Below are 13,625 nucleotides of genomic sequence, written 5' to 3' on the forward strand. Positions count from 1 at the left end.
AGCCGGGCACGGACGCGGGATAGCGGCGTTATCGTCACGCCGGCAGCTCGGCCGGCCTCGAACGCAAGGGTAGCGCGTGCAGGGACAAGCAGGGACCGATCGCGCATATGCCGTCGTCGTCATGGGCGTGAGCGGCAGCGGCAAGTCGACGCTGTCGACGCGGCTCGGCGCGGCGCTCGCCTGTCCGGTGCTGGAGGGCGACGCGTTCCACTCGCGGGCCAATGTCGCCAAGATGCAGGCGGGGCATCCGCTCACCGACGAGGATCGCTGGCCGTGGCTCGACCGGCTCGGCACGGCGCTCGGCGAGGCGGCGCAGGCGGCGCCCGGCCACGTCGCGGTCGCCGCCTGTTCGGCGCTCAAGCGCAGCTATCGCGAGCGGCTGTCCGCCGCCTCGGCGGTGCCGCTGCTGTTCGTGCTGCTCGACACCGGCGCAGCCGAGATCGCCCGCCGGATGGAGACGCGCTCGGGCCATTATATGCCGCCCAGCCTGCTCGGCAGCCAGCTCGCCACGCTCGAACGCCCGGCGGCGGACGAACCTGCGGTGACGCTCGACGCCGCCCGGCCGGTGGAGGTGCTGACCGCGGAGGCGCTGGCGTGGATCGGCAACCGGCAACCTTCGGTCGCAGATGCAGACCACCACATATCCCACCGTTCGCCCTGAGCCTGTCGAAGGGCAGGTGAGTCTCAGGCCCCTATACCGGCTGAAGGCGAACGGCGAGGATAGGGAAACGCTCGGCGACTGAGGAAACCCGGCCTGCCTCACGGCATCAGCCGCTTGCGCCCCTGCGACAGATGCCAGCGCATCGCCAGCGCGGCGCCGTCGGCATCGCGGGTGCGGATCGCATCGACGATCGCGTCATGCTCCGCCATCATCGCGCCGATCACCTCGGGCGGTCGCGAGCGCGAGATGTCGACGCCGGCACGCAGGATGCGCATCACCTCGTCCTGCAGATGGTCGAACACCGGCACGAAGGCGGAATTGCCCGTCGCCTCGACGATCGCGCGGTGGAGCAGCCAGTCCTCGTCATGCGCTGGCGCGTTCGACAGCAGGGCGCTGCGCAACGCCGCCAGCGTGCGTTCGATCTCGTCGAGCTGCTGCGGCGAGCGGCGCTGCGCCGCGAGCCTCGCCGCCTCCGATTCGAGCACGAAGCGGACCTCGTAGGTGCCGAGCGTCTTGGCGAGCGCGTCCATCGGCATGTGCGTGCTGAGCCGTTCGGACGGCCGCCGCTGCACGTAGGAACCGGCGCCGCGCCGCGCCGCGGTGATCCCGTCCGAGGCGAGCCGCGCCAGCGCCTCGCGGACGATCGTCCGCGACACGCCGAACGACGCGGCGAGCCGCGATTCGGAGGGCAGGCGGTCGCCGATCGCGAGCCGCTCGTCGTTGATGATGGCGACGATCGCGGTGTACGCGCGATCGACCAGCCGAACTTCGCTCATGGCTGTCTTCCCCCGCACGTGTCAGACGACATAACTGAGTGCGACCACCAGCGCGAGCCCGACCACCGAAATCGTCGTCTCGAGCAGCGACCAGGTCCTGAACGTGTCCGCGGTGCTGGTGCCGACATAGCTTTTCACCAGCCAGAAGCCGGGATCGTTGACGTGGCTGAAGAACACCGAGCCCGCGCCGATCGCCAGCACCACCAGCTCCGGCGAGACGCCCGATCCGGCGACGACGCCCGGCATGATGCCGACCGCGGTGATCGTCGCCACCGTCGCCGACCCGGCGGCGAGGCGGATGCCGACCGCGACCAGCCAGCCGAGCAGCAACGGCGACACCGCATACATCAGCACCAGCCGCGCGAGCAGATCGGACAGGCCGGCGCTGACCAGCACCTGCTTCAACGCGCCGCCGGCGCCGATCGCCAGCAGGATCGCGCCGGCGGCCGCCATCGTCTCGTGCCACACCGCATCCTGGATCTTCGCCTCGCGCAGCCGCCGGCCGAACAGCAGGGGGAGCGCGAGCAGGTTGGTGACGAGCAGCGCGATCACCGGATTGCTCGCCGCGACCAGCCAGCCGGTGCCCTTCAGCCCCGGCGCCAGCTGGCCGAGTTCGCCGGTGGCGATGAGCAGCACCGGCAGCAGCACGATCGCCAGCGACGCCAGCCGCCCCGGCGTCGCGAGATCGAGCCGGTGGTCGTGGAGCAGCGGCGGCGCGAGGCGGACCCCCGGGGTGACGAAGCGGGCGAGCACCGGCCCGGCGAGGATCGCGGTCGGGATGGCGATCAGGATGCCGTACAGCATCGTCTTGCCGAGATTGGCGCCGAGCGCCTCGACCGCGAGCAGCGGACCGGGATGCGGCGGCACCAAAGCGTGGACGACGCCGAGCCCGGCGAGCGCGGGCATGATCAGCCGCAGCTTGGCGGCGTCGCGATCGGCGTCGTCCGTGCCGGCCATCGCCTCGGCGGCGGCGACGACGATCGGCAGCAGCAGTACGAGCCCGGTCTCGAAGAACAGCGGCAGGCCGATGACGATCGCGATGCCCAGCGTCGCCCATGGTGCGGCGCGCGCGCCGGTCAGCCGCAGCGCGCTCTGCGCCAGCGCCGCGGCGGCGCCCGACAGGTGCAGCATCGCGCCGAGCGACAGGCCGAGCGCGACGACCAGCCCGGTGCCGCCGATGATGTCGCCGACGCCTTTCTGCACCGCCTTGGCGATATCGGGCAACGGCAGCCCGGCGAACAGCCCGACCGCGAACGCGCCGCACAACAGGCCGATGAAGGGATGCAGCCGCCCGCGCACGATCATCAGCACCGCGAGCAGGATGCCGGCCAGCGCCGCGACGACGAGCCGGATGTCCGCGCCGGTCATCGCGACACCGCCGCGGCGGGGGGGCGGTTCGACTGGGGGAGTGTGCCCACCCATCTCGTCACCCCGGACTGGTTCCGGGGTCCACTCCGCGGCGAGGAGAATGGCTTGAAGCGGTACGATGAGCCTGCGGCCCGGTGGACCCCGGAACCAGTCCGGGGTGACGGCGCGCGGGGGGAGGGCGTGGGAGTGCCACGATCCCGTGCGCGCGACGTCGCCTCACGTTCCAACCGCGGCGACATGCGCACTTCGGCGCTGGCCTGCCTGTGCCGCATCGACACCCTCCCTCCGTTTCGGCGACGCCTTCGTCTGCCGTTCTCCTTCTATCTGTAGGACAGGTTTTTGCCGTCCGCCAAGAAAAAAGGCTTGATCCCCACAGGTTGTCGAGATCATACAGGAAATCTGTCTAACCGAATCCGCCCAAACACCGGATCGATCGACCAAAATGGAGCGTCCGACACGGGCGACCGCCGGCTTATGGCCACCAGAGGAGGATGACGATGGAAGGGACTTCCCCGATCGCCCGCCAGCCCGCGATCAACGCCGCTGCGGCGCCGGTTGCGGCCTGTGCGCTCGACCAGTTGACGCCGACGCAGATGAAGGTGCTGCGCGGTGTCCACTCCGGCTTGCTCAACAAGCAGATCGCCTACGATCTCGGCATCGCCGAGGCGACGGTGAAGGCGCACATGACCGCGCTGATGCGCAAGCTCAACGTGCGCAACCGCACGCAGGTCGCGCTGGCCGCACAGACTTTGGGCCGCCGCGCCTCCTGAGCCTCTTCCGCCGGTCCGGCGGACCGTGCGGCACGACCGATCCCGGGGAGACCTTCATTGAAGCATATCTGGCTGCTCGGCGCAGCGGCGCTCGTCGCGCCTGCGCCCGCTCTGGCGGCGACGACGTCCGTCTACCTGACCGCGCCCAAGGACGCGCGGGCGATCACCGTCCGCGGCGTCGGCGACGGCCGCGCCGACGACAGCGTCGCGCTCCAGCAGGCGATCGACGCCGCGGCGCAGGGTGGGAAGGGCGGGATCGTCTTCCTGCCTTCGGGCCGCTACCGGATCAGCCGGACGATCTTCGTGCGGTCCGCGGTGCGCATCTTCGGCATCGGTGCGACCCGGCCGGAGATCGTGCTCGGCGACAATAGCGAGGGCTTCGGCGCAGGCGTGGCGGCGATGCTCGCCTTCACCGGCGAGGATCAATATCGCGTCGGCAAGGCGCCGGTGCCGCCGCGCACCAGCGTACCGTTCGATCCCGCCATCTTCGACGCCACGTCGAGCACCTTCTATTCGGCGCTCGCCAACGTCGATTTCCGCATCGGCGAGGGCAATGCCGGCGCGGTGGCGGTGCGCTTCCGCGTCGCGCAGCACGGCTATATCCGCCATGCCGACTTCCACATCGGCTCGGGCCTCGCCGGCATCTATCAGGCGGGCAACGAGTGCGAGGACCTGCGCTTCTTCGGCGGCCGCTACGGTATCATGTCGGAAAAGACCTCGCCCGCGTGGCAGTTCACGCTGATCGACTCTGACTTCCAGGGCCAGCGGGATGCGGCGATCCGCGAGCATGAGGTCGACCTGACCCTGGTCAACGTCGCGATCCGCGACACGCCGGTCGGCATCGAGATCGACCGCGGCTATTCCGATTCGCTGTGGGGCAAGGACGTCCGCTTCGAGAACGTATCGCAGTCGGCGGTGCTGATCTCGGAAGAGAAGAGCGTCTTCACGCAGATCGGCTTCGACAATGCGATCGGCATCGACACGCCGACCTTCGCGCGCTTCCGCGACAGCGGCACAACCGTCGCGGGCAAAGGCGCGCGCTACCGCGTCAGCGATTTCTCCTACGGCCTCAAGCTGGCGGGGCTGGGAACGATCGGCGATTATTCCACCGACGTGACGATGGCGCCGCTCGCCCGCGTGCCGGCGCGACCGCGGCCGGCGATCGCCGCGCTGCCGCCGGTCAAGGCGTGGGCGAACGTCCACGATCTCGGCGTCAAGGGCGACGACACCACCGACGACACCGCCGCGCTGCAACGCGCGATCGACACGCATCGGGTGCTTTATCTGCCGATGGGCCGCTATCGCGTCACCGATACGCTGAAGCTGCGCCCCGACAGCGTGCTGATCGCGCTCCATCCCAGCCTGACCCATGTCTATCTGCCCGACGAGACCCCCGCCTTCATGGGCGTCGGCGGCGCCAAGGCGCTGATCGAGAGCGCGAAGGGCGGCAATGCCATCGTCCATGGCCTCGGCCTGTGGACCGGCGGGGTCAATCCGCGCGCGACCGCCTTGCTGTGGAAGGCGGGCGAGGCGTCGATGGTCAACGACGTTAAGATCCAGGGCGGCGGCGGCACGCTGCTGACCAAAGGCAGTGCGATCGGCTTCGGCGATCCGCGCGCGCGCTTCGACGGCCAATATCCCAGCATCTGGGTGACCGACGGCGGCGGCGGCACCTTCTCGGCGCTCTGGTCGCCCAACACCTTGGCCTCGGCGGGCTTCTACGTCTCCGACACCAAGACGCCCGGCCACGTCTACCAGCTGTCGGCGGAGCATCACTACCGCCACGAGATCGTCCTCGACCATGTCGAGAATTGGGAGTTCCTCGCACCGCAGACCGAGCAGGAAGTCCGCGACGGCGTCAACGCGATCTCGACCGAATTCCGCAACTCGCGCAACATCCTCTTCGCCAATTACCATGCCTATCGCGTCACCCGCTCGATCAAGCCGATGGACACCGCGGTGCGGCTCTACGATTCGGGCGACATCCGCTTCCGCAACGTCCATGTGAACGCCGAGAGCGGCTTTGCGAGCTGCGACGCCAAGGGCTGCGGCACCTATTTGCGCGCGAGCAAATATCCGTTCGAGAATGCGATCAAGGACATGACGCGCCAGCAGGAGGTGCGCGAGCGCGAGTTCGCGAAGCTCGACGTGCCGGCCGCGCCAGCGACCGCGGCCGCCGCCTCGGCCATCCCGGTCTCACCGGGCGTGCGCAAGCTGGCCGACGGCTTCTATTCGATCGCGGGCGCGGCGACCGACAAGGTCGGCAAACTCTATTTCATCGACCGCTTCTTCCAGCGCATCCATGGCTGGTCGCCGGCGGAAGGACTGACGACGCTGGCCGACGCGCCGCTCGACGCGGTCAATCTCGCGGTCGACCGATCGGGATCGCTGCTCGTCCAGTCGTCGGCGGGGCGCGACGGCAGCGTCTACAGCATCGATCCCGCCAGGCCCGCCGAGGTCCGCGTCATCGCGCCGACCCCAGTGCGCGCCGGCCGCAAGGCGACGACGCTGCTGCCGGTCAACGTCTGGGCGAACGGCGAATTCGCCGATCGCATCGATCCCAAGACCTATACCTATCCGACGATCGCCGACTTCTTCACCGGCAAGATGGGCGAAGCCAAGGCGCAGGAATATGTCTCGCCCGACGGATCGCTCGCGCTGCCCGCGTTCCGCGTCTGGAACCAGGGGCCGGACGATCACCAGGGCTGGCGCTGGTCCGACACGCTCGATTCCTACGGCTTCGTCGCGGCGGCGCCGGGCAGCCGGGTGACGCTGACCAACGGGTCGGAGAACCGCACCTACAGCGGTCTGGTCGGCGAGGGCGGGCAGGTCACCGACCTCAAGGTCGTCGCCGACCGCGGCGGCGAGAGCGCCGCACGGGATGATGCGGGCAACCTCTACGTCGCCAACGGACAGGTGTTCGTCTACGGCGCCGACGGCGCGCTGCAGCGGCGGATCGACGTGCCCGAACGCCCGCTGCAACTGGTGATCGGCGGCACCGACCGCAAGACGCTGTTCATCCTGACGCACCACACGCTGTACGCGACGGACCTCTGATCAGCGGCCGGGGTGGGCGGGGGTTGCCTGCCCACCCGGTCAGACGCAGGCCGTCACCGCTCCATCTCTGGCGGTCGCTTCGATACCAATGTCGGATGTAGCCGCTGGTGACCCCTACGAGAATCGAACTCGTGCTTTCGCCGTGAGAGGGCGACGTCCTAACCGCTAGACGAAGGGGCCGTGTGCGGTGAGCGAGCGCCTCTAGGCCGCGGGGGCGGGGGCGTCAAGCGGCAATCGCCGACGCCCCCATATTCAACCGGCTTAGGCCGCGGCCTTGCGGCGTTCGGCCATTTCCTCGTTGAGCATCTCGGCGAGCAGGAACGCGAGTTCCAGGCTCTGGCCGGCGTTGAGGCGCGGGTCGCAATGCGTGTGGTAGCGATCGGCGAGGCTCTGCTCGGTGACGTCGATCGCACCGCCGGTGCATTCGGTGACATTCTGGCCGGTCATCTCGGCGTGAATGCCGCCGGCGTGCGTGCCCTCGGCGCGATGCACCGCGAAGAAGCCGCGCACCTCGGCGAGGATCCGGTCGAACGGCCGCGTCTTGTAGCCGGTCACCGCCTTGACGGTGTTGCCGTGCATCGGGTCGCAGCTCCACACCACCGGATGGCCTTCACGCGTCACCGCGCGGACCAGCTTCGGCAACGATGCCTCGATCTTGTCGTAGCCGTAGCGGGTGATCAGCGTCATGCGGCCCGGCACGCGGCCGGGATTGAGCGTGTCGAGCATGCGGAGCAGCGCGTCGGGGTCGAGGCTCGGCCCGCACTTCACGCCGATCGGATTGCCGATGCCGCGCAGGAACTCGACGTGCGCCGATCCTTCGAAGCGGGTGCGGTCGCCGATCCACAGGAAGTGCGCGCTGGTGTCGTACCAGTCGCCGGTCAGCGAATCCTGCCGGGTCAGCGCCTCTTCGAACGGCAGCAAGAGCGCTTCGTGGCTGGTGTAGAAATGCGTCTGCGCGAGCTGCGGCACCGTCTCGGGATCGATGCCGCAGGCCGCCATGAACTCGAGCGCCTCGCCGATGCGGTCGGCGGTCTCGGCATATTTCTTCGACCACGGGCTGCGGCCCATGAAGTCATGCGTCCAGCGATGCACCTGATGGAGGTTGGCATAGCCGCCCTGCGCGAAGGCGCGGAGCAGGTTGAGCGTCGCTGCGGACTGCGAATAGGCGCGGATCATCCGCTGCGGATCGGGGATGCGGCTTTCGGGGGTGAAGGCGATGTCGTTGACGTTGTCGCCGCGATAGCTCGGCAGCTCGACGCCATCGATCGTCTCGTTCGGGGCGGAGCGCGGCTTGGCGAACTGGCCGGCCATGCGGCCGAGCTTCACCACCGGCAGCTTCGACGCATAGGTCAGCACCACCGCCATCTGCAGGATGACGCGGAAGGTGTCGCGGATGTTGTTGGCGCTGTGCTCGGCAAAGGATTCGGCGCAATCGCCGCCCTGCAGCAGGAACGCCTTGCCGGCGGCGACATCGGCGAGTTCGGCGGTGAGATTGCGCGCCTCGCCCGCGAAGACGAGCGGCGGAAAGGCCGCCAGCGTGTCGGTCGCGCGGGTCAGCGCCGCGGCGTCGGGATAGTCGGGAAGCTGGCGGGCCTCTGCCTTGGTCCAGCTGTCGGGGGCCCAGTTCGCGGCCATGATCTGTCGTCCTTCGGGTCTAAACGCGTCGCGACATGCGCCCAAAACGGCCTTGACGCAATGAAGGAAGGCTTTGGCGTCGCATGGCGGGGGCTTTGTCGGTGCCGTCGGCGGCGACGGATGCTGGCGGAGTCGACCGCCGGTCTGCTAGCAGGCTGATCCGGTTTGGGGCCATGGGGGACGGGCGATGAGACGGGCGATGATGATCCTGGCGCTGGCGACCGCTGCGCCAAGTGCCGCGCGCGATTTGCCGGTGCCGCCGGACAAGAGCTGGCAACATGCGGAGACCGGATTGATCCTGCGGCCTCAGCTCGCCGGCCTGCCGCGCGGCGCGCTGACCGACGCCACGCAGAGCGAACACGATGTCGCCGCGCAATTCGAAGCGCCGGATGGCAGCGTCAGCGCGACGGTCTACCTCTTCCATCCGGCGGTGGCCGACGTCGCGCTGTGGTTCGACCGGTCGCGTACCGCGATCGAGAGCCGCGACCTGTTCCGCAATGCGGCGCCGGCGTCCGCGGACCCGATCGCCTTCGCCGCGCCGGGTGCGACCGCCGCGTCGTCCTTGCGGCAGGTGTATGCCAATGCCGGCAAGGGCTATCGCAGCACCGCGCTCGCGGTCGTCCCGGTGGGTGAGTGGATCGTCAGCATCCGGATGAGCGCCAAGGCGCTGACCGCCGAGCAGCTCGATGCGCAATTGCAGCAGGCGATCGCGACGATCCACTGGCCACGGCCGGCCGGTTCCGTGGCGCGTGCGGCGACGCCGATCAGGGCGTGCGCCACGCCGCTCGTCTTCGCGCACGCCAAGCCGATCAAAGCCGCGGGCGGCGACATGCTGATGGCGTTGCTCGCCGGGGGGATCGCGGCGAAGGCGAAGGCCGATCCCAAAACGCCGCCCGACCCGCGCATCGTGTGGTGCCGCGAAGGCGAGGCGCGCCTCGAATATGGCGTCTATCGCGCCACTGGGGCGGGCTATGAGATGGCGTTGTACGATGCGGGCCGGACGGTCAGCGTCTATCCGTCGCTGATGGGCCAGATCGACAAGAGCGGAACCTATACGGTGGCGCTGACCGACGTCGACGGCACGGTGTCGAGCTTCCCCTCCTTCGACGGATTGCCGACCCCCAAACAGGTGTGGGAGCTGGTCGCCAGCGGCAAGCGCACCGGCGTGTCGAAGGGCAATCAGGTGACCATCGATGCCAAGGCCGTTCGGTAGACGAAGCGTATCGAAGGTTTCGCAGGCGAACGCGCTGTTCTAGGGCGGCGGGATGAATAAGGCTCTCCTGTGCATCGCGTCCATATTGCTCGGAATCGGCAGCCCGTCGCCGGCCCAGGCGCAGGATAGCGCCGCGACCTTCACGGCGCTGCGCGCGGTGGACGGCCGGATGGCGGGGATCGCCTATCGGCTGACCACCGCCAACGTCACGCTGTGCCGCGAGACGGCGCCGACGCCGGGCTGGGCGATCCATGCGATCGACCAATATGACGCGCCGCTGCGCGACCAGGCGCGTCGCAGCTTCGGGTTCGAGACGCCGATCGCGGTCGAGGCGGTGGTGCCGGGCTCGCCCGCGGCCGCCGCGGGGGTGCGCGAGGGCGATTCGATCGTCGCGATCGACGGCAAGCGGGTCGATGGCGCGGCGCCGGGCAAGACCGCGACCAGCGCCGCGCGCGACGCGGTGACCGCGACGATCGCCGCCTTGCCCGCCGACCGGCCGCTGCGCGTCGACCTGTTGCGCGACGGCAAGCCGCGCAGCGTCAGCATCGCCGCGTCGCCGGGGTGTCGCAGCGCGTTCGAGGTACTGCTCGGGCCGGGGATGGACGCCTCGGCCGACGGGCGGATCGTGCAGATCGCGGTGCGCTTCTTCGAACGCTATACCGACGACGAGGTCGCGGTGGTCGTCGCGCACGAACTGGCGCACAACATCCTCCATCACGCCACGCGGCTCGATGCCGCCGGAGTGAAGCGCGGCTTGCTGTCGGAGGTCGGCCGTAACGGCCGGCTGTTCCGCCTGACCGAGGATCAGGCCGATCTGCTCGGCATGTATCTGCTGCGCAACGCCGGTTACGACCCACGGATCGCGGTGCGCTTCTGGCGCGACCATGGCGGCGACGTCGATGGCGGGCTGTTCCGCAGCCGCACGCATCCGTCCTCGGCGGCACGCGCTAAGGCGCTGGAGGCGGAGATCGCGCGCATCCCGGCGAATGCCCCGAAGCCGTACGTGCCGCCGATCATCGCGACGGTGGATCAGCCGCTGGAATAAGCGGTGCGAACCGTCTCCGGTTACGGCGCCACCTTCCAGTCCCAGCCGAGCGGATCGCCGTCCATCACCTCGACCCCAAGCGCGGCGAGTTCGTCGCGGATCGCGTCGGAGCGCGGAAAGTCCTTGGCCGCGCGCGCCTCGCGACGATCCGCGAGCCGTGCCGCGATGCCCGCTTCGTCGATGCCGGCGCTCGCCGGGCGGACGCGCAGGTCCTCGCGCGACAGCGTCGTCAGGCCGAGGCCGAGCACCGCATCGAAATCGCCGAGCGCAACCAGCCTGCCGGCGGGGCTGATCGCCTTGTCGGCGAGCAATTCGTCGAGCACCGGCAACGTCTTGGGCGTGTTGAGATCGTCGGACACCGCCGCATCAAGCCGCTCGATATAGGGCGCGGCGGACGCGGCGCCCTTGCCCTCGCCGCGCGCGCGGAGCGCCGCGACGGTCTGCACGTAGCGTTTCAGCCGCGTCTGCGCCGCGGCGAGATTCTCCCACGAGAATTCCAGCTCGCTGCGATAATGCGCCTGCAGGCACATCAGGCGATAGGCGAGGGGGTGGAAGCCACGCTCGACCAGCGTCGGCAGGATGAGGAACTCGCCCGACGATTTGGACATCTTGCCGGTGCGGTCGACGAGGAAGTTGTTGTGCATCCATAGCGTCGCGCCGGTGTCGGCGGTGCCGCTGAACGCCTGATTCTGCGCGATCTCGTTGGGGTGGTGGATCTCGCGATGGTCGATGCCGCCGGTATGGATGTCGAAATGCGCGCCGAGATACTGGCGGCTCATCACCGAACATTCGAGATGCCAGCCGGGCGCGCCGCGGCCCCAGGGACTGTCCCATTCCATCTGGCGGTGCTCGCCCGGTGCGCTGGTCCGCCAGATCGCGAAGTCGGCGGCGTGGCGCTTGCCCGCCACCGTCTCGATCCGGCCCTCGGCGGGGCCGTCGTCGCGCGTCCCGGCGAGCCGGCCGTAATCGGGGACGGTCGAGGTGTCGAAATAGAGGCCGTCGGGAAGCCGGTAGCAATGCCGTTCGGCGATCGCCTCGCCGAAGGCGATCATGCCGGCGACGTGATCGGTGGCGAGCGGGAAGCGGGCGGGATCGCGGACGTTGAGGTCCTTGAGGTTCGCCTTGAACGCCTGCGTATAATGCGCGGCGACCGCCCAGATGTCGCGACCGCTGGCGCGCGCCGCCGCCTCCATCTTGTCGTCGCCGGCGTCGGCGTCGCTGGTCAGATGGCCGACGTCGGTGATGTTGATGACATGGGTCAGGCCATAGCCCTTCCACGTCAGCACCCGGCCGAGCGTGTCGGTGAACAGATAGGCGCGCAGATTGCCGATATGCGCATAATGATAGACCGTCGGCCCGCACGAATAGATGCGGACGTCGGCGGGGTCGGCGGGCTGGAACAGCTCCGCCATGCGGGTCAGGCTGTTGTGGAGCGTCAGCGGCGTCATGCGGGCGCTCTAGCCCGGCGGAGGCGTCCGCGCCAAGGGGCCTGCGATCAGCGCCGCAGCGGCAGATCGTCGCGCAGATAGACGAGCAGATGCGCGTCCTCGCGCGGGACGGTCAACACGCGGCGATAGCTGGCGGCGACCGCCTGCGTCATCGCCGCCTGGCTGTCGCGGTTCCACGGCGCCATCGGCGCGTCCATCGTCACGATCACCGGCGGCCGCCCGGCGAGAATGCGGCGGACCTCGGCGGCCTCGTCGATGCCGGTGGCGCCCCGTTCGGCTTCATAGGCCAGCGTCGAGGGGAAGGCGTAGGCGGTCGGGATGCAGGCGTCGGCGAGATGGTAGAGGATGGCGTCGCCGGCAAAGACATAGGGACAGCCGCCGCGGTCGTTCGCGGCCATCACCCGCGCCACTGCGCGCGCCGATGCGGCCTCGGTGGGCACCAGCGCCACCCGTACGACGAACAGCAGCAGGCCGTAGCCGAGCAGCGCCACGGCTGCCGCCCGGTAACGGCCGAGCGCCACGCCGGCGATCATCGCCAGCGGCACCATCAGCGGCAGCGCATAATGATCGAAGAAGGCGCCGATCATCGCGAAGGCGACGAGCGCCGCAGCGAGCCAGCCGAAGGCGATCCCCATCTCGGGCCGGCGCGGCCGCACGCGCCACGCGAGCGCTGCGCAAGCGATGAACGGCAGCAATTGCGCGGTGGTGCCCGCGAGCCGTGCGGCGATCTTGGCGGCGGGATAGCCCTTGCGCAGCGACACCGAGGCGAAATTGGCGAACCAGAAGGCGTCGAACGCCGCCGGCCCCTGCCAGTGATAGACCAGCACGACCGCCGCGGTCGGCAGAATGCCGAGCACCGCCCAGACCGCCGCCGCCGTCGCGACTCGCGCCAGCGAAGCATCCGCGCGGCGAAGATACCAGAGATGGACGAGCCCGAAGAACGCGCCCTCGACCACCGGCGTATATTTGGTCTGGATCGCGAGACCCGCGAGCAGGCAGGCGGCGCAGCCATTGGCGACGATCGCGCCGCCGGCGCCACGCGCGGCGAGCTGCGGCAGGCGCAGCGTCAGCACCGCGGCGGCGGCGACGAACAGATTGTAGAAGACCGGCGACTGCCCGCCGCGCCCGCTGAGCAGCGACAGCCACAGCACATAGGCGAGGCCGGCGACCAGCGCCCCGCGCGGCGTCGCGCCGAGCCGCCGGCTGCTGCGCGTGACCAGCCAGGCGGTCGCCGCGGCGAACAGCGTCGCGACGAGCTGATAGGCGAGGATGCCGTCGCCGGGCAGCAGCCGCATCGCCGCGAAGATCAGGAACAGCCCCAGCGGCTTGCGGTCCCATAGATCGACATAGGGCAAGGCGCCGTGGAGCAGGCGGTCGCCGACGAGCAGATAATATTGCTCGTCGACGTGGATGATCGGATTGCCGAAGTCGCGACCGCGCAGCAGCAGCGCCCAGCCGAGCAGCAGCAGGAAGGTCGCCACGGCGCCGGGCCGGCTGGCGGGGACGCTCGTCGCTGCGGCCGGGGAACGCGCCATGGAGATCATGGCGCCCCCTTAATTCCGGCGATCCCTACCGTCATGCAGCATTTTTTTCGGGGACAGGTGTGGAATGTCCAGATCGGCATCGTCTGTCATTCGGGGCATCGCAGCGAC

Annotated in this window: 10 protein-coding genes and 1 tRNA gene; 5 read left to right on the forward strand and 6 right to left on the reverse strand. The window is 69.5% G+C overall.

What is annotated here, in order from left to right; genetic code table 11:
• Positions 1-76 precede the first annotated feature (76 nt).
• Positions 77-661, forward strand: a complete 585-nt coding sequence (locus FFS23_RS00210) for a gluconokinase (protein ID WP_502702104.1) — start codon at positions 77-79, stop codon at positions 659-661.
• 98 nt (positions 662-759) lie between these two features.
• Here the strand turns inward: FFS23_RS00210 and FFS23_RS00215 are convergent, their stop codons facing one another.
• Positions 760-1,437 (reverse strand): FadR/GntR family transcriptional regulator, encoded by a 678-nt coding sequence (locus FFS23_RS00215; RefSeq protein WP_038660491.1) that lies wholly within the window; start codon positions 1,435-1,437, stop codon positions 760-762.
• 21 nt (positions 1,438-1,458) lie between these two features.
• A complete protein-coding gene (locus FFS23_RS00220; protein ID WP_137896928.1) occupies positions 1,459-2,805 on the reverse strand; it encodes a GntT/GntP/DsdX family permease in 1,347 nt (448 codons plus the stop codon).
• Between the two features lie 497 nt (positions 2,806-3,302).
• Here FFS23_RS00220 and FFS23_RS00225 point away from each other — a divergent pair, with 497 nt between their 5' ends.
• Both FFS23_RS00225 and FFS23_RS00230 read left to right on the forward strand, forming a co-directional pair.
• Positions 3,303-3,575, forward strand: a complete 273-nt coding sequence (locus tag FFS23_RS00225; protein WP_038660485.1) for a response regulator transcription factor — start codon at positions 3,303-3,305, stop codon at positions 3,573-3,575.
• Between the two features lie 57 nt (positions 3,576-3,632).
• The gene (locus FFS23_RS00230; RefSeq protein ID WP_249340452.1) at positions 3,633-6,632 is read left to right on the forward strand and encodes a glycosyl hydrolase family 28-related protein; all 3,000 of its coding nucleotides are present in this window, start codon (positions 3,633-3,635) and stop codon (positions 6,630-6,632) included.
• 105 nt (positions 6,633-6,737) lie between these two features.
• Here the strand turns inward: FFS23_RS00230 and FFS23_RS00235 are convergent.
• Together FFS23_RS00235 and FFS23_RS00240 are read right to left on the reverse strand one after the other, a co-directional pair.
• Positions 6,738-6,812: transfer RNA gene (locus FFS23_RS00235), tRNA-Glu, on the reverse strand.
• 81 nt (positions 6,813-6,893) lie between these two features.
• Positions 6,894-8,267 (reverse strand): class II 3-deoxy-7-phosphoheptulonate synthase, encoded by a 1,374-nt coding sequence (locus FFS23_RS00240; RefSeq protein WP_137896929.1) that lies wholly within the window; start codon positions 8,265-8,267, stop codon positions 6,894-6,896.
• A 199-nt stretch (positions 8,268-8,466) separates the two neighbouring features.
• Here FFS23_RS00240 and FFS23_RS00245 point away from each other — a divergent pair, with 199 nt between their 5' ends.
• Positions 8,467-9,480, forward strand: coding sequence for a hypothetical protein (locus FFS23_RS00245; protein WP_249340453.1), 1,014 nt, complete (start codon positions 8,467-8,469; stop codon positions 9,478-9,480).
• A gap of 52 nt (positions 9,481-9,532) precedes the next feature.
• Positions 9,533-10,525: a M48 family metallopeptidase gene (locus FFS23_RS00250; RefSeq protein WP_137896931.1), complete on the forward strand. Its 993-nt coding sequence runs from the start codon at positions 9,533-9,535 to the stop codon at positions 10,523-10,525.
• Positions 10,526-10,545: 20 nt separating this feature from the next.
• On the opposite strand, the gene cysS is transcribed toward FFS23_RS00250, so the two are convergent.
• Together cysS and FFS23_RS00260 are read right to left on the reverse strand one after the other, a co-directional pair.
• Entirely contained in the window at positions 10,546-11,973 is a 1,428-nt protein-coding gene (gene cysS, locus FFS23_RS00255; protein WP_137896932.1) for a cysteine--tRNA ligase, read from the reverse strand.
• 47 nt (positions 11,974-12,020) lie between these two features.
• Positions 12,021-13,508 carry a glycosyltransferase family protein gene (locus tag FFS23_RS00260; RefSeq protein ID WP_249340454.1) on the reverse strand — a complete coding sequence of 496 codons (1,488 nt, stop codon included), beginning with the start codon at positions 13,506-13,508 and terminating at the stop codon, positions 12,021-12,023.
• Between the last annotated feature and the right edge of the window lie 117 nt (positions 13,509-13,625).

The organism is Sphingomonas sp. 2SG (genome assembly GCF_005503285.1).
GTDB lineage: Bacteria > Pseudomonadota > Alphaproteobacteria > Sphingomonadales > Sphingomonadaceae > Sphingomonas > Sphingomonas taxi.